The organism is Pusillimonas caeni (assembly GCF_003545815.1).
In the GTDB taxonomy this organism is placed as follows: Bacteria; Pseudomonadota; Gammaproteobacteria; order Burkholderiales; family Burkholderiaceae_B; genus Pusillimonas; species Pusillimonas caeni.
Genome location: NZ_PDUW01000001.1, coordinates 513360 through 535644, shown reverse-complemented (window position 1 = coordinate 535644; position 22285 = coordinate 513360). Strand labels below are relative to the sequence as shown.

Below are 22285 nucleotides of genomic sequence, written 5' to 3'. Positions count from 1 at the left end.
CACTGCGGATTCGGCAGCGAACCTGCATCAATAGGCGCTGGCCTGGCGCAGGTCCGATTGCGCCTGCCAAAGTGAACGGAACAGGCTGTCGCGCCCCAGTAAGGCCTCGGGCGAGCCGTCCTCCACGATCGCGCCGTCCACCAGCATGACGATGCGGTCGAAACCGGCGAGCGTGGACAGGCGATGGGCGACGGCGATGACGGTGCGCCCCTGGATCAAGTCCTGCAGCGCATGCTGCACCGCCCGCTCCGACTGCGTGTCCAGGGCCGAGGTGGCTTCGTCCAGCAGCAGTACGGGGGCATCCTTGAGAAAGGCCCGGGCGATGGCCAGGCGCTGGCGCTGGCCGCCGGACAGGGTGATGCCCCGCTCGCCGATGATGGTGTCGTAGCCGTGCCGCAATTGGCGTATGAAATCGTCGCACCGCGCGTGGCGGGCGGCGACGTAGACTTCTTCATCGCTGGCTTCGGGGCGGCTGTAGCGGATGTTCTCCATGACCGAGCGGTGGAACAGGTTGATGTCCTGAGGCACCGCCGCGATGCCTTCGCGCAGGCTGTCCTGCCTCATCTGCGTCACCGGCGTCCCGTCTATCAACACCTCTCCTTGCTGCACGTCGTCCAGGCGCTGTATCAGCGCCAGCAGGGTCGACTTCCCGCTGCCCGAAGGGCCGGCCAGGCCCAGCTTCTGCCCGGCGGGAATCACCAGGTCCAGGCCCTTGAACAGGGGTTCTCCCTCGGAGTAGCGGAACCATACGCCGCGGAATTCGATGCGGCCTTCCCTGGGACGTATGGATGACGCTCCCGGGTTGTCCGAGAAGGCGTGGCGCTCGCCTATCACTTCCAGCATTTCCGCGACGACGCCATATTCCTGCGACGTTTCCACCAGGGCGAGCGCCAGATCGCGCGAACCATGGAGGATGCGGAAGGTAAGGGCGCTGACCAGCACGACGTCTCCGGCGGATATGGCTGCCGCCTGCCACGAGTGGATGGCCCACGTGAGCATGATGCCGGCCATGGCCCAAAGGCAGATGTCGTGAATGACCCGTGCTTTTTCGAGGTACATCCAGCTCCTGCGCTGGGCCTGGGCTTCGACCCCGAAGGCACCCGCCAGCCGCTCGCGTTCACGCTCACGGGACGAGAACGCCTTGATGGTCCAGACGTTGGAGACGGTGTCGACCAGTTCGCCGCCCACCGAGGCGGCTTCCCGGCCATAGGCGCGGTGTAGCGGCCGCCCGCGCACGCCGAAGCCGATGATGATGGCCGCGACCACGGCGACGAAGGCGACGAGCGCCAACGCCATGTGGTAATCGACGAGAGTCAGGACGACTACGGCGCCGATGAAGTCCACGGCGGGCGGCGATATGTTCCAGACCAGGCGGCTCAGTATTGCGCCGGTCGAACCGGCCGTCGCTGTGATCCGGCTGCTGAGCGAGCCCGCCATGTGCCTGGCGAAATAGCGCATGGGATGCCCGATGAGATGTTCGAACAGGTCCACCCGGATGTCGACGCCGGTGGCCACGATGACCCGGCAGCCCAGCCATCCGCTGCAGCGCCACAATACGTTCTCCAACGCGATCAGGCTCAAGAACATGACCAGCGGCGGCCACACGGCCGCCGTCTGCCTGTCGGCCTGGGCCATGGCGTCCACGATCAGCTTCATGCCGTATTGAACCGCCACCGCGCAGGACCCCGCGCCCACGACCAGCAGCGCCAGCCCCGCGAACTGCCAGCGGCGGGCGCGGACGTACTTGAGCAGGAAAGGCCAAGGACGGCCGGGCAGGCGGCTCGAGGTCATGGTCCCCCTTTCTGGCCCGTGCCGTATCTGAGCGCCGCGGGGCCGCCATGCTGCGGCGGTGCCGCGAAAGCCTGTCGGATGCGGGAAAATCGCTTGATCTGGAAAGGCAGCTCTTCGGCCAGGGGGCGATATACCGGCCGCAAGCCATGGGCGTCGATGTTCCCGAGCAGGCCGCACTCGCAATGCCGTTCGTCCGCCCAGCCGGGATAGTCGGCGACGGGATACAGGCAAATGCCTTCGACCGGCACGCCCGCTTCCAGTGCCGCACAGACTTCGTCGCAGACGTATTGGAACCAGGGCCGCCGCCTTGTCCCCTCGGCCCCCGTTTCGGCAACGAAGAGCGGACGCCGGTAGCGATGATAGGTTTCGGCCAGCATGTTGCGGAAAGGCCTGTACCGCGGGTCGCCCTGCTCGATGGTGGCGCCGTTCAGCACCCACTGGTTGTCCGAGTAGTAGTTCACGCCCATGATGTCCAGACAGTCCGGCCCCCCGCCCAGCTCGGGATGCAGAGTTCCCGCCAGCATGTCCCAGGCCTCGTACTGCGCCGACCGGGCATGCGCCGCCCGGCCCCGCGCACGGGGCGTCTTGGGTTCGACGTGGATCAGCGGGTCGACCGTGACGATCCGCGCCCGCGGGTCGACGTCGCGGATCGCACGCAATCCGGCTATGGCCGCGCGCACCAATTGGCGCTTCAGCTCCATGCCGCGGCGGGTCGCGGCCGGTGCGAACAGGCGCATGTCGCCCCCGGCCCAGGCCCAGAACGAGATCTCGTTCACCGGGCAGTAAAAGGGCGTCGCGGCCGTGGCGTCACGCACCACGGCGGCCATGGCGGCGGCAAACCCGGCGAAGCGGACGGGAAATTCAGTGGACCAGATGTCGATGTCGGGAGGCCAGCCGTAATGGCACATGTCCCACACGACCCGCATTCCGGTCCTGTCGGCCGCCTCGAGCATGGGAAGAAAGCTGTCCCATTCATAGCGGCCCGGGCTTCGCTCGATCAGATGCCAGCGCACGCCGTCACGGACGGCATGTATGCCGAGGGATTTCAACGCGCGGTAGTCCTGCTCGGAATGTCGATCGTGGCGCGTGGCGCGCAGCAGGTCCAGGCGCACGCTGTCGGGGCGCAGGTGAGTCGAGCACTCGAAGCCGCCCAGGAAGAAGCCGGGGAACAGAAGCGGTATGGTCATGGCCTGGACGCTGCATAGGCCCGTGGACGGTCCATGACGGAAGGAAGATCCCGTCCGCGTTCGCCTTTGGCGATCCGCTCGTAGACACCCAGGGCCTGGGCCACGACCTGATCCATGTTGTAGTAGCGGTATGTCGCGAGGCGGCCCACGAATGTGACGTCGGGCGTGTCGTCCGCCAGCGCCTGGTACTTGCGGAACAGCCGGTCGTTCTCGGGCCTTGGCACCGGATAGTAGGGCTCGCCCTCGGCGCTGGGATACTCGTACGTCACACTGGTTTTCTCGTGCTCCTGCCCGGTCAGGTGCTTGTACTCGGTAATGCGGGTGTAGGGCACTTCTTCCGAGGGGTAGTTGACCACCCCGACGGGCTGGAAGCAGGCTTGGTCCAGCGTGGCATGCTGGAAGCGCAGCGAACGGTAGGGCAGCCTGCCGAAGCAATGGCCGAAGAATTCGTCGATGGGTCCGCAGTAGATGGTGTGGTCGTAGCGGCAGGCGTGTTGCACTTCCTCGTACGCCGTGCCGGTCATCACGGTGATGTCGGGATGACTCAGCATCCGTTCGAACATGCGCGTGTAACCGTGCAGCGGCATGCACTGGAACTCATCGGTGAAGTAGCGGTCGTCGGCCGAGGCGCGCGTGGGAACGCGGGCGGCCACGGCCTTGTCCAGCTGGCTGGGGTCCAGGCCCCACTGCTTGCGGGTGTAGCCCCGAAAGAACTTTTCGTACAGTTCCCGCCCGACCGTGCTGAGGACGACGTCTTCCGAGGTCTGGACCGGTTCTATCGCTTCGGCCCGCGCTTTCAGGAACTCGATCGCCTGTTCCGGCGTGAACTCCCTGCCGAAAAGCCTGGACAAGGTCGTCAGGTTGATCGGCATGGGCACGAGCTTGCCGTCGACATGGGCGAGCACGCGGTGCTCATAATGCCTCCATTCGGTAAAACGGGACAGATAGCCCATCACCCGCTGCGAATTGGTATGGAAAATATGGGGGCCGTACTTATGGACCAGTATGCCGGCCTCGTCATGGTGGTCGTATGCGTTGCCGGCGATATGCGGCCGGCGGTCGACGACCAGAACCCGCTTGCCGAGCCCCGCGGCAAGCCGTTCGGCCAGCACGCTGCCCGCGAATCCCGCGCCCACCACCAGGTAGTCGTAGCGGTTGCCGGCCATGGCCGCAAGGTGGCCGGCGGGCGGCATGGCTTTCAGGGCCGTCACGCCGTCGGACGCGTTTCGCCTTGCGGTTCGCGCCAGCGCCTCGGACATGCCGGACCATGTCCGGTCCCAGGACATTCCCGCCAGGACGGCGTCCGCCCGCGCATACAAGGCCGCCCTGTCGGCGCCTCTGGCCAGTTCCGCGGAAACGGCCTCCGCGAACGATGCGGCCGAATCCGCGATTCGTACCATGTCGCAGTCTCCGTAGCTGCGGACCACGTCGGCGATGGCCGTCGAAATGACGGCTCGGCCGCCCGCCAGATACTCGGGTGTCTTGGTGGGGCTGATGAAGCGTGTGGACTCATTGAGGGCGAAGGGCATCAGGGCCACGTCCCAGCCGCCCAGATAGGCCGGCAGCGTCTGATAGTCCTTGCCGCCCAGATAATGGATGTTCGGGCGTCGGGGCAGGCATGCCGGGTCTATCTTCACAACGGGTCCGAGCAGCACCAGGTGCCAGTCCGGACGCAGATCGGCAAGCTGCGCCAGCAGCCCGGCGTCCAGCCGTTCGTCCAGCACGCCGTAGAAGCCCAGGCGAGGATGCGGAATGCCTTGCTGGTCCCGCGGCTCCGTCGGCTTTTCCCTGGCCTTCGAGAAATGGGACAAATCTACACTGCTCGGAAATTCATATACGTTCCGATGCAGGCGGCGCTTGGATTCATAAAGGCTGTAGCCGCCGGTGAACACCACGTCCGCCCGCTCCAGCAAGCGTTGCTCGCGCGCGAGCATTTCCGGTGGGGCTCCCCGGAATGCGGAAAGCTCGTCCATGCAGTCATAAACGATGCATCGAGCGGGCAGATGATCCGATATGGCGATGCTCATGGGCGTGTAGTACCACAGCAGATCAGGCTGTACATCGGCCCGGGCCAGATAGCGATCGAGCAGGCTGCGCTGGACATGTTCGGCTTCTTCAGCGGTCTGGCCCGGGACCAGATGCGGGACCAGTACGCGCACGCCGCCGGCCTCATGCCGCAGCTCCAGCTCGAGCCCGCAAGCGGAATCGAACACGGCTTCTTCGAAGTAGAGCACCTGATAACGCCGTGCGAAGCGCGACATCAGATGTTGCGGCCTTTGATAGACGAAGTTCCAGCGTAGATGGGAAAAGCAAAGCAGAACGGGCAGCCCGCTCGGAGGGGTTTGGCGTGGGGTGGCCGGGTGCATGATGAACCTATGGAGGGAGGCGGTTTGTATGGCTCCCACGCCAAGTGTGACGACGGAGAGGTATGAGGCAACGTCCGCTTCGCTGAGCAAACGCTATTCCCGAAGACGCAGGCAAGCCATGGCCATCGCACCGGGCCGGAATACGACAATCACGTGGTCGAGACGCGTGCCAAGCATGCCGCCGGCCGTTACTGTATTATTCTGTTACTAGAGGGCCGCACCTCTACAGCCTTGGCATGACGAAGGTTTTGGCCGGGTCGGGCGGATAAGACGAAGGGGTCACAATATGGCAAGCATCCCGCAGCCCAGTGAAGCACAGTTCATTGCGCAGTTGAAGTACTGCAAGAGCCTGCCGACGCTGCCCGCCGTGGCGCTGCAGCTTATCGAGCTGGCCGAAGACAATTGCGCGACGCTCGACGAATTCGCCGAACTGATTTCGTTCGATCCCGCTCTGATGGGTAAACTGCTGCGCACCGCGAATTCGTCTTTCTACGGCCAGCGGCGCAAGGTGGCGAATCTGTCGGAGGCCATCGGCCTGATGGGCTTGAACGCCACCATTTCGCTATCGCTCAGTTTTTCGCTGCGCGGACTGGCGTCCGGTCAGGGAGACGGCGCGCTCGACGATACGAACTATTGGTCGCGTTCGCTGCTGACGGCTTTGGCGGCCAGAACCATTGCCATGGAACTGCGGGCACCCCAGCCCGAAGACTTTCTACTGGCCGGCCTGCTGCAGGATATCGGGGTGCTGGCCATGGCCTCCATGCTCGGCAGCACCTACATCGCGCTCTACAAAGACAGCATCGACCATGCAGGCCTGCTGGACCAGGAGGCGCAAAGGTATGGGTTCAATCATGCGCAGGCGGGCACGCAGCTGCTCAAGTATTGGCGGTTGCCCGAACGGATACACGAAAGTGTATGGCGCAGCCATGCGGCGACGCGGGCCGAAGGCGGCGGCACCGGCATCGAGCGGCTTTCGGCCTGCGTCGCCGCTGCCGCATATATAGCGGATGCGTGGCTTCAAGGGGCGTCGGACGATGCCTTCGAGGCCGCCTATCGATTGGCGAGCGTCCATCTTGACATCGGCCCGGAGCGATACCAGAACATCATCGCGTCGATGAGCGACGAAATGCCCGACATGGAGTCGCTGTTCGAATCCGAACTGGTCGATCCAGGCATTCTGCAAGGCATACAGGACACCGCGCGCGAACTGCTGGCCCTGCGCAATCTGAGCCTGTCCAAAGCGACCGCCGAGGCGGACGTGCAGATACAGGCCCTGGAGCAGCGCATTGCCATGCTCGAAACGCAGACGCGGCGCGATTCTTTGACCGGGCTTTACAACCGGCTATACCTCCAGCACAGGCTCGAGCTGGAGTTCGGCCGCGCAATCCAGGAGCGTTTGCCCTTATGCGTGGCCTACATCGACGTGGACCGGTTCAAGTCCATCAACGATACGTTCGGACATGCCGTGGGAGACCAGGTGCTGGTTGCCGTCGCCCAGCGGCTGTTGTCCGCATCGAGGCAGACCGATACGGTGGCCCGCTACGGCGGCGAGGAATTCGTCGTGCTGCTGCCCGACACTGATCTGGAAGCAGCGCGCGCCGTATTGGAGCAGATGCTGGCAAGCGTGCGCGACAGACCCTGCCTGAGCCGCGAGGACGCCGACTCGCATGTGAGCTTCTCGGCGGGAATCGCCGCGCTCGTGCCCGGGGTGTCGACCTTCGACAACCCGGCTGCGCTGCTGGAAGCGGCGGACAGCGCCCTCTATCGGACCAAATCGAGCGGGCGCGGGCAGATCACCGTGCATGATCCCGGCGGGTAGCGAGTCCTGCGGGACGGAGGGGGCCGGCAGGCTTAGACGCATTCGCCGCCCGTCTAGCCGCGATCGCGCAGATCCTTGATGGCCACGGCCAGGGTCAGCAGCACCACAAGGGCCACCACGCCGAACCCCACCATGACAGCGACCGTCCACGACGATGACGCCTCGAGCGATGCGAAAGTGGCCGCCGTGATCACCGCGATGCCTATCGAAGTGCCGATGCGTTGGCCGGTCTGCATGATGGCCCCCGAGCTTCCGGCATAGGCCAGAGGCACGTCCGCCAGCGTCAGCGCCTGGTTGGGGCTGATGACCAGGCCCTGGGCCAGGCCGATGAAAGACAGGGTCAGCAGCAGCCACCAGATATTGACCAGGCCCTTGTCGTGCAGATAGGCGATCAATATGCTGGTTCCCAGGCCGAGCAGCGCCAGCAGAATGCCGCCGATGACGATGCGGCGTCCATAGCGCATGATGCGCTTGCCGGCCCAGTCGGCGGTGTAGGCGGAGAACAGCGCCGCCGGCACGCCGAACAGCCCGGCCTCGAACGCACTGCGGCCCGTGCCCAGCTGAACGTAAAGCGCCACCAGCACCCAGACGCTGGTCATGCCCAGGAAGTACAGGGTCATGATCAGAGTGCCGTTGGTAAAGCTCGAGACCGAAAAGATGTCCAGGTCCACCATGGGGCTGCCGCCAGAGCGGGCGTAGCGGCGCTCCCATTTGACCCAGATATAGGCCAGCGCGAGGCCTGCCGGCAGCAGCAGCCAGGCGATGGGCGCGGTGCGCGATTCCATGAAGGGAAACAGCACGGCCAGTACCGACAAGCCGAGCAAGGCCGAGCCGATGGGGTCCAGGGAGCGCAACAGGCCGCCGTTCCGGCTCGCCGGCGCTGGTCCGTCGCCATAGGAGAAAAGGGGGCGCGGAAACCAGAGCAGGCCAAGCACGATCGTGATGAGGCCGATGGGAACGTTGATGAGGAAGGTGAGCCGCCAGCCCAGGTCGGGTCCGCCCAGCTGGATCAGCAGGCCCCCGAACACGGGGCCCACGGCGACCGAGAAGCCCACCACCGTGCCCAGATAGCCGAATGCGCGGCCCCGCTCGGCGCCGCGGAAATACTGCTGGATCATGCCGATGCCCTGGGGGCTGAGCAAGCCGGAGCCCAGCCCCTGGATGAACCGCGCGACATTGAGCCAAGTGGCGTCGGAGGCCAGCCCGGCGGCCACCGAGGATGCGGTGAAAATGGCCGTTCCAATAAGGAAAAGCCCCCCGCGCCCCATGATGTCGCCGGCGCGGCCCGCGCTGACCAGGACGACGCCGAAGGTGAGCGCGTAGCCTGAAAGCACCCACTGGATGTTCGACTGGCTTGCGTGCAGCCCGTTCTGTATGGCGGGCAAGGCGACGTTTACGATGCTGACGCCCACCAGCGACATGAAGAGCGCAGCCAGCAGGACGATCAGCACCCGCCAACGCGCCGGATCGGGCTCGAAGGGCGGGTTTTTCTTCTTGTCGGCAGTCACGGGGGCTATACCTCGGTTCATCGGTAGGTCGCGGCGGATGGCTCCGGAGGCGTTTCCGGCGCGTCGTATAGCGCCATTATGCGCGAAAGCGGGAAGGGCATTTTACAAAGGGCGCCGGCCGCCGGCGCGCCTCGCCATGGCTATTGCCCACCCCGCCGCGGCTCTTCTACACTGATCGGGCGGCAGTTTCCGCAGCGATTCCAGCTGCGGTCCGCTCGACGGTCCCCGCGGGCCCGTCGGGCATGAACGTGTGCCGGGGCGCAAATCCAACCTTCAATCCGTCTTACGAGGTAAGCAATGAGTCAATTCAAAATCGCCGTTGTGGTGGGCAGTCTTCGCAAAGAATCGTTCAATGCCCGGCTGGCAGAGGGGCTGATCCGCCTGGCTCCGTCCAATTTCACCTTCGACAAGCTGCGCATCGACGACCTGCCCCTTTACAACCAGGACGACGACGGCAACCAGGCCGAGGCCGTCAAGCGGCTCAAAAGCGAGGTGGCCGCCGCCGACGCGGTACTGTTCGTGACGCCCGAATACAACCGCTCGATGCCCGGCGTGCTGAAGAACGCCATCGACCATGCTTCGCGGCCCTACGGCCAAAGCGCCTGGGCCGGCAAGCCGGCCGGAGTCATCGGCGCCTCCATCGGAAGCATCGGCACGGCCCTGTCACAGCAGCATCTGCGCAATGTGCTGGCGTATCTCGATATGCCGACCATGGGGCAGCCCGAGGCCTTCGTCCACGTCAAGGACGGTCTGTTCGACGACAACGGCGACATAGGAGCCGGAAGCCGCGAGTTCCTGCAAAAATGGATGAACGCCTTTGCCGCCTTTGTGGAGCGGCACGCGAAAAGCTGAGTTCGGCACTCCCGCCTTCGCTCGAAAGCGGGGTGTGCTTAATGCCTCGGCTGATCAGTCGCGTCCGGCTTCGATGATGGCCTGGGCCAGGCGGGCCGGATTCGAGAACCAGGTCTCGTGGCTGCCCGGGCACTCTATCAGCCGGAACAGGCCCAGCCGCTCGGACAGGCGCGGATGCCAGGGCAGGCCATGCGGCAGGGCGATGTCCTGCTGGCAGTTCAGGTACGACTTGCCGATATCCAGCTGGGCCAAGGGCTGCTTCAAGCTGATGGGATCGGTGAAGGTCCGGTAAGGGTGCGGGTTGAGCTTGGCGTAGCTGGATTTGGCCAGGGCCAGGTCGGCGTCATTGATGAAGGCTTCGCGCCATACCGGAAACGGAAGCATCACCGCATTGTTGTTGGCGGCGGCAATTGAATCGAACAGCTCTACATAGTGCGGAGGAACCAGGTCGTTGAGGCACTGGCCGTCCTGGGGTACGAAGGCGTTCACATACACCAGCCTTTCGAGCCGTTCGGCGATGCGGTCGGCCACGCCCGAGATCACCATGCCGCCGTAGCTGTGGCCGACAAGGCGCACCTGGCGCAGGTCTTCGTTTTCGATATAGCGGACAGCGGACTGGATGGCGTCCTCCAGGCCCATGCGGCTGCGGTCGTCTTCGGGCCGGTTGCCCGCCAGGGTGGGGCAGTGAACGACATGCCCGCTCTCGCGCACATAGTCGGCGACGGCTTCCATTTCGGCGCCTGTGTGCCAGGCCCCATGAATGATGACGTAGGTATCCGACATTTTGTCTCCTTTCGTGGACTATTCTTTGCCGCCGGGCCGCCCCAAGGCTGAGCGCCCCCGGCAAAACACCTCTTTGGGGGGGCAGCAAGCAGGCGCAGCCTGCGCGGCGTGAGGGCATTTTGTAGTGGTTCTGTATTCTTGCACAGGCGAACGTCGTCCTGTCCCAAAATACTACTCGACTTCCAAAAACTGATCTAATGTCGAGGGCGCAATTTCAATCCTGATTCCATGGCAGACACCACCCTCTCAGCAGACCAGTCCCCCGCTGTGCTTCCCGAAGGCGTTCAGCGCGGCAATATATGGCGGCTTTCCATTGCGCAGGCGCTGGCCGGCGCCAATGCGGTCGTGGTCTTCGCCACGGGCTCCATCGTGGGCAATATGCTGGCTCCGACGCCCATGCTGGCCACCTTGCCCATTTCCATCTTTGTCGTGGGCATGGCGGCGTGCATTCTGCCCATGGGGGCGATTGCCAGGCGGTACGGACGGCGCGCTTCATTTCTGGCGGGTACCGCAGCCGGCGTGCTCGCCGGGCTGCTGGCCATGGCGGCGGTGCTGGACGCAGGATTCTGGCTGTTCTGCCTGGCTACATTCTTCGCCGGCGGCTATGCGGCCGTCGCGCTGTCTTTCCGTTTTGCGGCTGCCGACGGGGTCGAGCCGAAACGGCGTGCGCGGGCCTTGTCTCTGGTGATGGCGGGGGGCGTCGCGGCAGGGGTCGTCGGACCGCAGCTCGTGACCTTGACGATGCACCTCTGGCCTCCATACATGTTTGCCGTCACCTATCTGGTGCAGGCAGCCGCCGCTGCGCTCTCGGCGCTTGTCCTGCTCGGCGTCAGGCTGCCCATGCCGACGGTGGCGGAAATGATCGGCGGGCGGCCGCTGGGCGTCATTGCAAGCCAGCCCCGTTTCGTCGCCGCAGCGATATGCGGGGCCGTATCGTACATGCTGATGAATTTCCTCATGACGGCGGCGCCGCTGGCCATGCACCTGTGCGGGCACTCCCAGGAGTCCGCCAACCTGGGCCTGCAGTGGCACGTCATCGCCATGTACGGGCCCAGCTTCTTCACGGGCAGTCTCATTACGCGCTTCGGAGCGGGACGGGTGGCCAGCGCGGGACTGCTGTTGATGGGCGTTTCCGCCGCGGTCGGACTGGGGGGCATCGACGTGATGCATTTCTGGTGGATGCTGATTCTGCTGGGGGTCGGCTGGAACTTCGGATTCCTGGGCGCCTCCGCCCTGGTCCTGGAATGCCATCGCCCCGAAGAAAAAACGCGAGTCCAATCGCTCAACGACTTCATCGTCTTCGGCCTGATGGCGGTAGGCTCCTTCTCGTCGGGCGGCCTGCTTTCCGCCTACGGCTGGGACATGGTGCTGTGGGTGTCTTTCGTCCCGCTCGTCCTGGCGGTGACGGCATTGGCGCTGGCGATGCAAAGAAGGGCGCGAGCCGGCGCCGGCCAGGCCGGCGGGAACCCATAGCCACGCGATCCTCCATTTCCCGAACAGGCCCGATCGCCGTTTGCAGCCCGCGACAATTTATTGAGTGCTCTCGACATTATTCCTCTATCATGAGGGCGGAAACACCCCGATACGCCCGGCATAGAAGGAATCATGACGCAGCAGCAACAACTGGCCCACGCAGTCGGCTCCGACGAGCGCATCCCCCGGTCCGCCTACGTGCTGACGGGTTGCGTAGGGGTAATCGGGGCGAACTCCCTGGTGCTTGGGCCGATTGCGCCGGCGGTGTCGCAGTCCTTCGGCGCCGACGTGGCGACGGTCATGATGGCCACCGCGACCTTCGGACTGGGCGCGGCGCTCGGCTCTTTGTTTCTTGCCCCGCGCATAGACCGTTTCGGTGCGCATCGCATGCTGCGGCTTGCCATGACGCTGATGCCGCTTGCGCTGGCGATCAGCGCGTTGGCTCCGATTGTGGCCGTGCTCGTCCTGGCGCAGTTCGCGGCGGGCGTTGCCTCGGGCGTTGCGCTTCCGGCCATCTATGCCAGCGCGGCGGACATGGCGCCGCCGGGGCGCGAGAGCAAGACCATAGGCGTGGTGCTGAGCGGCTGGATGATGAGCATGGTGGTGGGGGTATCGCTGTCCGCCATCGTCGCCGACCTGACGCATTGGCGCGTGGTGTACGGCCTCGTGGCGTTGCTGGCGGTGCTGGCGCTGGCCCTGCTTGCGCTGGTGAAGGGAAGGAGGGCGCCTGCGGCGGATGCCGCAGTCACTCCTTTTGCCGCGCTGCGAATGGCCGGCATCAGGCCCCTGCTGTTCGCCTGCGGGGCTTTCATGACGGCGTTTTATGGCCTGTATGCCTATCTGGGCGATTACTTCCATAGCGGCCTGGGCCAGCCGGTCAGCGCCAATGGCTTGATCACCCTCGTGTATAGCGTGGGGTTTGGCGGCGCCATCCTGATGGGCGGCGTGGTGAATCGCGTGGGTGTGCGGCGCATGCTGCCGATGGCGCTATTCCTGGTGGCGGGTGTTTATTTCCTGCTTGCAGCGCTCGGCACCGGGCTGGCCGCCGTGCTGTGCCTGCTGGTGGCCCTGGGCTTCGGAAACTATTTCGGCATCAATCTGCTCATTGTCAGGCTCACCGCCATCGATCCGGCCAAGCGGGGCACCATCATGGGCCTGCACAGCACCGTGACCAACCTGGCCGTGTTCGCGGGCACGAGCAGCTTCGGCCAGGTGTACGAGGCGGGCGGCTTTTCGATGACAGCCTACGCCGCCACGGCGTTGACGCTGGCCGCTGCGCTGGTCGTCACGGCAAGCGGTTGAGCGGCATCGTCCGGCACCGGACGGTTTCCATCTTCCGATACTTGAACTGCACCTAGGATATTCCCTAGTTTTGCCCCGGGGGCATTGCCAAGCCGTCGAACCGCGTGCACTATTGTAATAACAATTGTAAAAACAACTATTAGGCTGGCCAGATCGCGGTGGCCGGCGCCCCCCACAGGAGAGGACGATGAAAGGCTGTCATGGTTTGGGCGTGGTCGCTTCTGCAGCCACTGCATTGATTCTGAGCTTGTTTTCCCATCACGTGTCGGCCGCCGAGACCACCGTGCTGACGTTCAACCGTTGGACTCCGGCCACTCACCACTTCCATGCGCGCATCATGAAGCCATGGGCCGACAGGGTCGAAGAGGCGACACAGGGCCGGGTCAAGATCCAGTTCACGGCGGCGTCGCTGGGGTCGCCCGCGCGCCAGTTCGATCTGGCGCGCACAGGGGTGGTGGACATCGCGGCGTCCAATCAGTCGTACACGGCGGAGCGTTTTCCCTTGGCGGGGTTTGCCGAGCTGCCCTTTCTTTCGTCGAACGCCGAAGCGCTTTCGGTGGCGAACTGGCGCGGCACCGTGGCCTTGCAAAAGCAGGTCGACGAATATCGGGGCACCAAGCTGCTGACTGTATTTTCCAACGGGTCGGGCATGATCTTCACGCGCGATAAAGCGGTGCGCTCCATCGGCGATCTTGAAAACATCCGGGTCCGGGCATCGGAAGGGATACCCGCGCGGGTGGCCGCGCTGCTGGGCGCCGTGCCCGTATCGGCGCCGGTCACCGAGGCCTATCAGATGCTTTCCAAGGGCATCATCGAAAGCATTCTCCTGCCGCCCGATTCGATCCACAGTTTCAAGATGGATCAATATCTGAAGCACATGACCAGCACTCCCGAAGGGCTGTTCTCCTCGACGTTCTTCGTCGTCATGAACGAAGCCAAGTGGAATGCGCTGTCGGAGCAGGACCGCCAGGCCATCATGAGCGTTTCCGGCGAACGCTTCGCACGGGAGGCCGGCAAGGTGTGGGACGATCAGGACCGATTGGCGCTTGCCGCATTCAAGCAAGGCGGGATGGACGCCCATGTGGCGGATGAGGCGCTGGCCACCGAGATCAGGCAAAGGCTCGCCCCGCTCGAAAAAGAATGGCTCGCACAGGCCAAGGCAAAGGGCGTCGACGGCGAGCAGCTGCTGAGGCAGGTGCGCGCGGACATCGCGAGCTACGGCGATTCGCCGGCCACGGCGGAAGGCAATTGATGGACACCCTGGATCACGATCGGGACGCACACGCACAAGGGCGATGGACGAGCCGGCTGCATCTCGTCCTGGGGGTGCTGGGCGGCGCGGCGCTCATGGCGCTGATGTTGATCACGGTGGTCGACGTGGTGGGCCGTAACGTCGTCGACGCCACGGTCATCGGCGCGTACGAACTGTCCGAACTGGCGGTGGGAATCATCGTCGCTGCGGGCCTGCCCCTGGTTGCCATGCGCGCCGATCACGTCCACATCGACATGCTGCTGCCGCTGCTGAAAGGCTGGCTGCGCCGGCTGCAGCAGCCCGGGGTCCTGTTGGCCACGGCGCTTGCGGAGGGCATCGTGGCCTGGCAGGTATGGGTGCAAGCGGCGCTGGCGGCCCAGACGCACCGGACCACGTCGATGCTGCAGTGGCCTGTCTCCCCGATTTTGTATGTCACGGCCTTCTTGTTCGGGCTGTCGGCGCTGCTGACGGCGGCCCACGCATGCCGGACCGCCATGGGCCGGCGGTCCGGAAGAGAGGAGGGCGCGGCATGACGGCCTCCCTGATCGGTTTTGCCGCCATGGTGCTGATGATGGCGGCGGGCATACCCATCGCGGTATGCATGGGCGCAGTGGGCGTCGTGGGGTTCGGCCTCCTGGTCGGCTGGGCGCCCGCCCTGGCCATGACGGGGCAGATCGTCGTCGACAATATGCTGAACTACAGCTTTTCATTGCTGCCCCTGTTCATCCTGATGGGCAACCTGATTGCTCGATCGCGGCTGTCTCAAGATCTGTATTCCGCCGCCTATGCGTTTCTGGGTCATTACCGGGGCGGGCTAGCGCATGCCACCATATTGGCTTGCGGCGGCTTCAGCGCCGTGTCGGGTTCCAGCATGGCGACCGCCGCCACCATGGGGAAAGTAGCCTTGCCGCAGATGCGCCGCTACGGTTACGCAGACGGGCTTGCGGTGGCTTCGGTGGCTTCAGGGGGCACCTTGGGCATCCTGATACCGCCCAGCGTCATCTTGATCATCTATGGTTTTTTGACCAACACGGACATCGCCCAATTGTTCATGGCGGGCGTCGTTCCCGGCTTGCTGGGCATCGTCCTGTACAGCATGGCGGTCACCTACGCCACCCTGGTCGATCCGAAGGCCGGTCCGCGCGGAGAGCGCACCGCATGGCCCGAGCGCTTGCGCGCGCTGGCCAACGTCTGGGCCATCGTGGTGCTGTTCGTGGTCATCCTGGGCGGCATCTATTCGGGACTTTTCACGCCAAACGAAGCGGCGGGCGTCGGCGCGGCCGGAGCGCTGCTCTTTGCCCTGGGCCGCCGCACGCTGACCTGGGGACGTTTTCTGGACATCGTGGTCGATACGGTGCGCACCACGGCCATGATGTTCTTCCTGCTGTTCGGCGCGCTGCTGTTCTCGAACTTTCTCAGCATTGCCGGGGGAGCGACGGCGCTCGAGCAGTGGATAGGCGGCCTGGGGGTGTCCCCCTTGATGGTGATGATCATCATCGTATGCATCTACCTCGTCCTGGGAACGATGCTGGAAAGCCTGTCCATGATTCTGTTGACTGTGCCGCTGCTGTTGCCGGTGGTGTCGGGCCTGGGCATAGACCTGGTCTGGTTCGGCATCGTGGTCGTCATTGCGACCGAGGTGGGCCTGATTTCGCCGCCGGTCGGCCTGAATATTTTTGTGCTGAAAGCCGCCTTTCCCGATATATCGACCGGCCAGGCTTTTCGGGGAGTGCTGCCTTTCTTTGTGTTCGACCTGATACGCATAGGCCTGGTTCTGGCTTTCCCGGCCATCGCCTTGTTTCTTCCGGCGCTGATGCAATAGGGAATTCCGGGCGGGACGCCTTGGCCGTGCGGACCGCTCGGCGGCGCATCAGGAATGATGGAATTGGAGACATCACATGACCAAGCAGTTTAGAGCGGAAATCGCGGGCGGCGGCCTGTGCGCCCTGACCACGGCGGCGGCGCTGGCGCAACGCGGCTGGAAAGTGAGGGTGCATGAACGCAACCCTGAAATCCGCGAGGCGGGGGCGGGCATCTATATATGGGGCAATGGCCTGAGGGTGCTCGAGGCAGTGGGTGCGCGCGAAGAAGCGCTGCGCGGCGCCAATCGCGGCACGGCGTCCGAACTGCGCGATTGCAACAACAATGTGATCCCCCGGGTGCCGGTGCAGGGCGAAGGGGCGGTAGAGGTATTTGCGCTGCCCCGGCAGCAGCTGCTGCAGGCCTTGCTGAATGCGGCGGTCGGCGCGGGAGCCGAGGTGGCGACCGGTTCCGAGGTGATCGGCGCCGCGCCCGAAGGCAGGCTTCTTCTGCGGGACGGAAGCTCCTTGCCGGCGGACGTCGTCGTGGGCGCCGATGGCGTGCACTCCAGGGTCAGGGACTCTTTGGGCTTGGCGAGCCAGTTCGAGCTGCTTTCCGAGGGCGCGATACGCGTCATGGTCCCCCGCATGCCGGGGGACGGAGACGGCCGTTTCGTCGAGCACTGGAACGGAACGCGGCGTGTCCTGGTCACGCCCTGCTCGCCCGACTGGATCTACATGGCCTTGACGTGTCTGCATGACGACGTCCAGGCGGCGCGGGTCCCCGTGGACAAGGCCCTTTGGACGGCCAGCTTTCCGCACCTGGCGTCTTTGATCGAGCGCATCGGACCGACTGCGCGGTGGGATAGATTTTCGATGGTGAAGCTGCGCCGCTGGTCCCAGGGCCATGTCGCCGTGACCGGCGATGCGGCCCATGCCATGCCGCCCAACCTGGGCCAGGGCGGCGGCACGGCCATGCAGAACGGCCTGTCGCTGGCTCATGAGCTGGGGGCGGTCGCCTCGCGTGAAGACATCCCCCAGGCGCTCGTGCGCTGGGAGGAGCGGGAGCGCGAACTGACCGAGCACACGCAGCTATGGAGCATGCTGTATGGCGTACTGACCTCCTGGCCCGACGAACTGCGCACGGCGGCCATGGGTTTCGCCAGCAGTCATCCCTGGCTTTCCGCGCAGCGGCTGCGCACCGCGCGCAGCCATCCGACCGGCGCCAGGCCCGTGGCGGCGGAGGACGCGGCATGACGATGGACGCGCTGCCGCCGCGTCCGGCACTGCTGCATCCGGAAGCGGGCCCCTACGCCGAGCGGGTGCTCGAACTCTCGCGCTCGGTGCAGGCGCATGCCGAGCATGTGCCGGACATACCGTACGGGGACGACTACTGGCAAAAGCTGGACGTCTATCTGCCATCCGAGGTTACCGAAGGACCGGTGCCCGTGCTGATGTTTCTTCATGGCGGAGCATGGACCTGCGGCTACAAGGAATGGATGGGCTTCATGGCGCCGCTGTTCATCGACCTGCCGGCTATTTTCATATCGGTGTCATACCGCCTGTCGCCCGAGTCGAGGTTTCCCGATGCGCTGTGGGACACCCAGGATGCATTGTCATGGGTCTGGCGGAACATCGGCGTCCACGGAGGCGACCCCGATCGCATCGCCCTGGGTGGCCATTCCGCGGGCGGACATCTTGCGGCATTGACGGCCCTGGACAGCGAGGGGTTGGTCCGGCGCGGCCTGCCTGCCGATGTGGTGAAGGCTTGTCTGCCGGTCTCCGCGCCCTTCGATCTGAGGGCGCCTCCGCAACAGCGGGATGCGGGACAGCAACGCGCCTATCGCGATTTCCTCGCCCGGGAAGAGGACGATGCCGAAGCCAGCCCCATCCTGCGCGTGAGGCCGGTCGCCACACGGTTTCTCGTCGCCTGGGGCGAGGATGATTTCCCCCGGATCAGGACCCAGGGGCCCCTCATGGTCGATGCGCTGTCGCACGCGGGCGTTGAAACGTCCTGGATCGAACTGCAGGACAGTTCCCATTTCGACACCAGCCTGCAATGCATGCAGCCGGGCCATGCCTGGACGCGGGCCGCGCGCGAGCTGCTGTCGAGCATGCATTCGCCGCTTAAGCCCGGTGAAGAGGTTCGGGGCTCGCCCGGCGCGCCGGCGCACAGAAATACGGAGCAGACATGATTTCCCACTGCAAGCCTGTTGCATACGATTCAGAAGTGAGCGGCAAGATCGTGGCCGCCGTGTCGATGACCCATACGCCCGGCCTGGGCGACCGCCTGGATGCCCCGCCGGCCGATCAGATGGAGCGGTTGCATCGGGCTTTCGGCCAGGTCCGGCAAGAGCTCGACGCAGCGGCGCCCGACATCGTCGTAGCCTTCGTCAACGACCATTTCGACATGTATTGGCTCAACAATATGCCCACGTTCTCGGTCAGCGTATCCGACGTGCATTACGGGCCCTCGCCCGATGCCCAGGATTGGCTGCAGATGACACGGCGCCCGCATCCGGGCGATGCCAGCTACGGCAAGCGCATACTCGAGCAATGCATTGCCGACGGCTTTGATATGATGCGTTCGGGCCCGGCCGAATTCAATCACAATGTGCTGATTCCCAAGAAATTCCTTTGGCCCGATCGCGACATACCGGTGGTGCCGGTATTCATCAATTGTTTTGCTCCGCCTTTGCCCACATGGCGTAGAAGCTACGAGCTCGGACGATGCATACGCAAGGTGATCGCCGAACGGCCCGAGCGGGTGGCTCTGCTTGCTTCGGGCGGCATCTCGCATTGGCCTCCGTTCGTCGACGAGGACCGCATACCGGCCGACGACGAACTGCTGCAACGCCAGCTTCGCACCCAGCGCGAAGGTCCGGTCGCGAGGGCTGCCGATCCTCACTTGCGGCGCGATTTCCACGCCCGCGAGGCCCGGATGTCGGCGGGCGACCAGCAGTTGATCAACGTTGAATGGGATCGCGAGGTCATGGCGGCCCTGGAGCGCGGCGACATAGAGCATCTGCTGCGCCAGGACTACCATGCGGTCGAACGTGCCGGAGGAAACGGCGGGCACGAGATGGCGATGTGGATCGCTTTGGCGGGTGTGCTGGACGGCGCGCCTGGCAGGACGGTGGTCTACGAGCCCGTGAAGGAGTGGATGGGGGGCGTCGGCATTCTGACGTATGGCGGACGCCAACCTTACTGAGGTCTATGGATGAACGAAACAACTTCTAACTCCGGCGGCGCCGCGCGGCGCGGCGATACGCCGGATTCGGCCCGCGCGGGCGAGGCGGCGCCTTCGCAAGACGGGCAGTCGGGCCAGAACCGGGGCACCGGCCTGCCTGAAGACTGGCAGTTGAACGGCAACGTCGCGCATTATTTTTCCCGCATCATCAATCGGCTGAATCTGGACCTGGCCGACAGAATGCGGGCGCTGGACATCACCGCCCAGCACTATCGCGTTTTGCAGATACTTTACTTCGGCGACGGCATCACGATCGGCATGCTCAGCAAGCGCATCGTCCTCACGCTGCCCGTGCTCAGCCGTGTCCTGGACCAGATGCAGCAGCGCGGCTTGCTGGTCAGAAAGCCCAAGCCCGAAGACGCGCGCTATACCTATATATTCCTGACGCAGAAAGGCGTGGAGGCATACGAAAAAGCCTGGCCTCACGCCCGGCCCATCATTGACGAGGCGCTGGACGGTTTGACGCGTACCCAGCGGCGCAGCCTGTTGACCCTGATTCAGAAGATAGACAGCCGCATCAACGAATGAGAACGATGCGGTGGACCGCGACATGGAAAGCCTCGGGATGCGGTATCCTGCAATTTCTGTGTCTTGAATTCCGGCCTGTCTCGGTCAATGTAAATGAGCGCTTCTCCTCCTTCCAACCCTGCTGACAGCGTTTCCGGCAGCGGCGAGTACACCTCCCTGCCCATCGCGGACCTTTCCTCTTCGCAGGCCTACAAGCTGCTTACCGGCGTCGTGGTGCCGCGCCCCATCGCATGGATCAGCACGCGAAGCACCGGCGGCGTGGTGAACGTCGCGCCGTTCAGCTCGTACAACTACGTGGCCGATACGCCGCCCATGCTGGCCGTCAACATCGGCCTGCACGATGACGGCTGCCTGAAGGACACGGCCCGCAACATCCGTGACACCGGCGAGTTCGTGGTGAACGTGACCACCCGGGCGGCGCTCGACGTCATGAACGCCAGCAGCGCAAGATACGGGGCGGACACCAGCGAGGCCGAGCAGCTGGGCATCGAGCTGCTGCCCAGCCAGGTGGTGGGCGCGCCGCGCGTCGCGTCTTCGCCCGTGCACATGGAGTGCCGCCTGTCGCAAATCGTCCCGCTGGGTGCGGGCGTCAATACGCTGTACATCGGCGAGATCGTGATGTTCCATCTTGCCAAGGACGTCTACGACGGACGTCATGTGAACAGCGTCGCCATCGACCCGCTGGCGCGCTTGGGCGGGCCTTTTTACGCCTCGCTGGGCGAAATCTTCAAGCGCAAGCGTCCGCTGGAGCCCGGTGAGTGAGGCCTGGATAGCCATCTGATGCGGTATGGGTTGAGTTAGATGGCTTGTAAGCTACGACAATTGGCCTTCACCGCTTTTACGCGAGATGGGGCTACGCTCAAGAGGTCTTTACGAAAGTGTTTTTGACGTGGCTTAGCGAGTTATGGGAGGATCTGGGCAATCTGTATCGTTGCTGAAATATGTAACGGCCCATAAAGAAAGCGGCAGCGGGTATTCCCGCTGCCGCTTCAACGTACTAAGAACTCATATCTACTGAAACACTAGTTCCAGTTGACCTGGATAGCGGCGGCAATGTTCACATACGTTTTCCAAGCGACCGTGGCGAAACCGGACATATGGACGGACGTGTACCGCCTTGGGGTAAGAGCAGATAATCATCTGTCACCTTTCAAGGTTATTAAAGGCAAACCTTGCCCCATACCCCTAAAGGCTTTAAACTTTAGGTGTTCAGAGTTAGAACTGGTGTAGGTGGCGCGAGCCTTAACCAACGCCAAAAACGCTTCAGCCTGGCAGGGCTGGGGCGTTTTGCTTTGCACGCTCCTATTGCGGGCTTTTCTTGTCCTCCTTAATGTTGATGTCAATCTCGCGATGTTCGTCATCAGGATAGATCATCTTGAAAATACTTTCGGCTGTTTTAAGCCAATTTACGCGTTCTTGAGCGCCCCAGGCGGTGCCTATGGAAGGTAGCGTCGAAAGTAAACCCTGAATGAATGGATGTAGCCCATCGACAGTTTGGCTTCCATTTCTCTTTCCGTCCTCTTTGGGCATCTCTGTTGCTGCGGCTGTGCCTTGCCCACTAGTAGTAGAGTTATCCTGCCGAATTACGGGCTTAACCAATCTGTCCGAAGCGGCATCAAGAAACCCAGCCTGTTTTGCGCTGCGCATCATCACTTGACGGGCCTTATCTTTCACCTTAGCCCCAACGCCTATTCTTTCAAGTGTACGCTCCAATCCAGCCTGAGGTGGAAGTGCACTGCCCTTGAACTCATCATAAACTCGGCTATACAGAGGGACAGTCATAAAGGCCAGCACTCGTGCTTCACGCTCTTGATTTTGATCGATCATTTTTCGACCCAACTCAGTGAGCGAAATACGGCCACCGCGCTCATATGTAATAAGACCATAGACCTTGGCCCCATTAACTCGTAGGCGAAATCCCCCGCCACTGGCTTCGATTCCCAATTGAGCTGCGAGTTGTTCAGATTCACACGCAGTGCCGCCAGCCTGATGGACTGCCCGTGCTACAGCAACGGCATTGTCGAGATCCGTGTAAGGGAACTCGATGGTTGAGCGCATTTGGCTGGTACTGGTTTCGTTTGCAGGAGATGGCTTAGCGTTATTGTCGTTTTCCATGGATTTCGTCCGGCGCGAGACTAATTGGGCGAATATTACCGTCATTTGGCAATGAGCGCAACTAAATGGCGTATTTGATGGCGAATAGTTGATTTAATGTTTTCTTCCTCATGTTGCCAATTTCAAGGGTGGAAGGCCGAAACAAAAAATAAACTCTCCATCAGGGTTGGCGTAGCAATCGACGCCATTACCGGAAAGCTGGGGCGACAGAGTCGGTATGGAACATCTAAGACATGGCTTTGCTGATAGGGGCGTGTGTT

Annotated in this window: 18 protein-coding genes; 12 read left to right on the top strand and 6 right to left on the bottom strand. The window is 63.5% G+C overall.

Annotated features, from left to right (window positions below):
• Window positions 1-27: 27 nt before the first annotated feature.
• Genes CSC67_RS02455 through glf form a run of 3 tightly spaced genes read right to left on the bottom strand, consistent with a single transcriptional unit; the run spans window position 28 to window position 5239 of the window.
• Complete coding sequence (locus tag CSC67_RS02455) at window positions 28-1791, bottom strand: ABC transporter ATP-binding protein (protein WP_118992916.1); 1764 nt, start codon at window positions 1789-1791, stop codon at window positions 28-30.
• Window positions 1788-2978 carry a beta-glucosidase gene (locus tag CSC67_RS02450; protein WP_209304250.1) on the bottom strand — a complete coding sequence of 397 codons (1191 nt, stop codon included), beginning with the start codon at window positions 2976-2978 and terminating at the stop codon, window positions 1788-1790. The genes CSC67_RS02455 and CSC67_RS02450 overlap by 4 nt, the downstream gene beginning before the upstream one ends.
• A complete protein-coding gene (glf, locus tag CSC67_RS21710) occupies window positions 2975-5239 on the bottom strand; it encodes a UDP-galactopyranose mutase (RefSeq protein ID WP_118992915.1) in 2265 nt (754 codons plus the stop codon). Before glf ends, CSC67_RS02450 begins: the two co-directional genes overlap by 4 nt.
• Before the next feature lie 391 nt (window positions 5240-5630).
• Between glf and CSC67_RS02440 the strand changes: the two genes are divergently transcribed.
• A complete protein-coding gene (locus tag CSC67_RS02440) occupies window positions 5631-7163 on the top strand; it encodes a sensor domain-containing diguanylate cyclase (protein ID WP_118992914.1) in 1533 nt (510 codons plus the stop codon).
• A gap of 53 nt (window positions 7164-7216) precedes the next feature.
• Here CSC67_RS02440 and CSC67_RS02435 read toward each other — a convergent pair whose 3' ends face one another.
• A complete protein-coding gene (locus CSC67_RS02435) occupies window positions 7217-8671 on the bottom strand; it encodes an MFS transporter (RefSeq protein ID WP_118993176.1) in 1455 nt (484 codons plus the stop codon).
• A 297-nt stretch (window positions 8672-8968) separates the two neighbouring features.
• On the opposite strand from CSC67_RS02435, the gene CSC67_RS02430 reads away from it, so the two are divergent.
• Entirely contained in the window at window positions 8969-9523 is a 555-nt protein-coding gene (locus CSC67_RS02430; protein ID WP_118992913.1) for an NADPH-dependent FMN reductase, read from the top strand.
• A gap of 54 nt (window positions 9524-9577) precedes the next feature.
• On the opposite strand, the gene CSC67_RS02425 is transcribed toward CSC67_RS02430, so the two are convergent.
• Complete coding sequence (locus CSC67_RS02425; protein ID WP_118992912.1) at window positions 9578-10306, bottom strand: alpha/beta hydrolase; 729 nt, start codon at window positions 10304-10306, stop codon at window positions 9578-9580.
• Window positions 10307-10534: 228 nt separating this feature from the next.
• Here CSC67_RS02425 and CSC67_RS02420 point away from each other — a divergent pair, with 228 nt between their 5' ends.
• The 10 genes from CSC67_RS02420 to CSC67_RS02375 all read left to right on the top strand — a co-directional run bounded on the left by CSC67_RS02420 (window position 10535) and on the right by CSC67_RS02375 (window position 20672).
• Window positions 10535-11779: an MFS transporter gene (locus CSC67_RS02420; RefSeq protein WP_118992911.1), complete on the top strand. Its 1245-nt coding sequence runs from the start codon at window positions 10535-10537 to the stop codon at window positions 11777-11779.
• A 132-nt stretch (window positions 11780-11911) separates the two neighbouring features.
• Window positions 11912-13081, top strand: coding sequence for an MFS transporter (locus CSC67_RS02415; RefSeq protein WP_118992910.1), 1170 nt, complete (start codon window positions 11912-11914; stop codon window positions 13079-13081).
• Between the two features lie 187 nt (window positions 13082-13268).
• Window positions 13269-14333: a TRAP transporter substrate-binding protein gene (locus CSC67_RS02410; protein ID WP_118992909.1), complete on the top strand. Its 1065-nt coding sequence runs from the start codon at window positions 13269-13271 to the stop codon at window positions 14331-14333.
• On the top strand, window positions 14333-14866 hold the full coding sequence (locus CSC67_RS02405) for a TRAP transporter small permease (RefSeq protein ID WP_167752721.1): 534 nt from the start codon (window positions 14333-14335) through the stop codon (window positions 14864-14866). The genes CSC67_RS02410 and CSC67_RS02405 overlap by 1 nt, the downstream gene beginning before the upstream one ends.
• Window positions 14863-16155, top strand: coding sequence for a TRAP transporter large permease (locus tag CSC67_RS02400; protein WP_118992907.1), 1293 nt, complete (start codon window positions 14863-14865; stop codon window positions 16153-16155). The genes CSC67_RS02405 and CSC67_RS02400 overlap by 4 nt, the downstream gene beginning before the upstream one ends.
• A 76-nt stretch (window positions 16156-16231) precedes the next feature.
• On the top strand, window positions 16232-17389 hold the full coding sequence (locus CSC67_RS02395; RefSeq protein ID WP_118992906.1) for an FAD-dependent oxidoreductase: 1158 nt from the start codon (window positions 16232-16234) through the stop codon (window positions 17387-17389).
• The gene (locus CSC67_RS02390; RefSeq protein ID WP_118992905.1) at window positions 17386-18327 is read left to right on the top strand and encodes an alpha/beta hydrolase; all 942 of its coding nucleotides are present in this window, start codon (window positions 17386-17388) and stop codon (window positions 18325-18327) included. The genes CSC67_RS02395 and CSC67_RS02390 overlap by 4 nt, the downstream gene beginning before the upstream one ends.
• Complete coding sequence (locus CSC67_RS02385) at window positions 18324-19343, top strand: DODA-type extradiol aromatic ring-opening family dioxygenase (RefSeq protein WP_118992904.1); 1020 nt, start codon at window positions 18324-18326, stop codon at window positions 19341-19343. Before CSC67_RS02390 ends, CSC67_RS02385 begins: the two co-directional genes overlap by 4 nt.
• Window positions 19344-19352: 9 nt before the next feature.
• Window positions 19353-19910, top strand: coding sequence for a MarR family winged helix-turn-helix transcriptional regulator (locus CSC67_RS02380; protein ID WP_118992903.1), 558 nt, complete (start codon window positions 19353-19355; stop codon window positions 19908-19910).
• A gap of 93 nt (window positions 19911-20003) precedes the next feature.
• Window positions 20004-20672: a flavin reductase family protein gene (locus CSC67_RS02375; protein WP_118992902.1), complete on the top strand. Its 669-nt coding sequence runs from the start codon at window positions 20004-20006 to the stop codon at window positions 20670-20672.
• Between the two features lie 540 nt (window positions 20673-21212).
• Here the strand turns inward: CSC67_RS02375 and CSC67_RS21170 are convergent.
• The gene (locus CSC67_RS21170) at window positions 21213-22025 is read right to left on the bottom strand and encodes a hypothetical protein (RefSeq protein WP_135227421.1); all 813 of its coding nucleotides are present in this window, start codon (window positions 22023-22025) and stop codon (window positions 21213-21215) included.
• Between the last annotated feature and the right edge of the window lie 260 nt (window positions 22026-22285).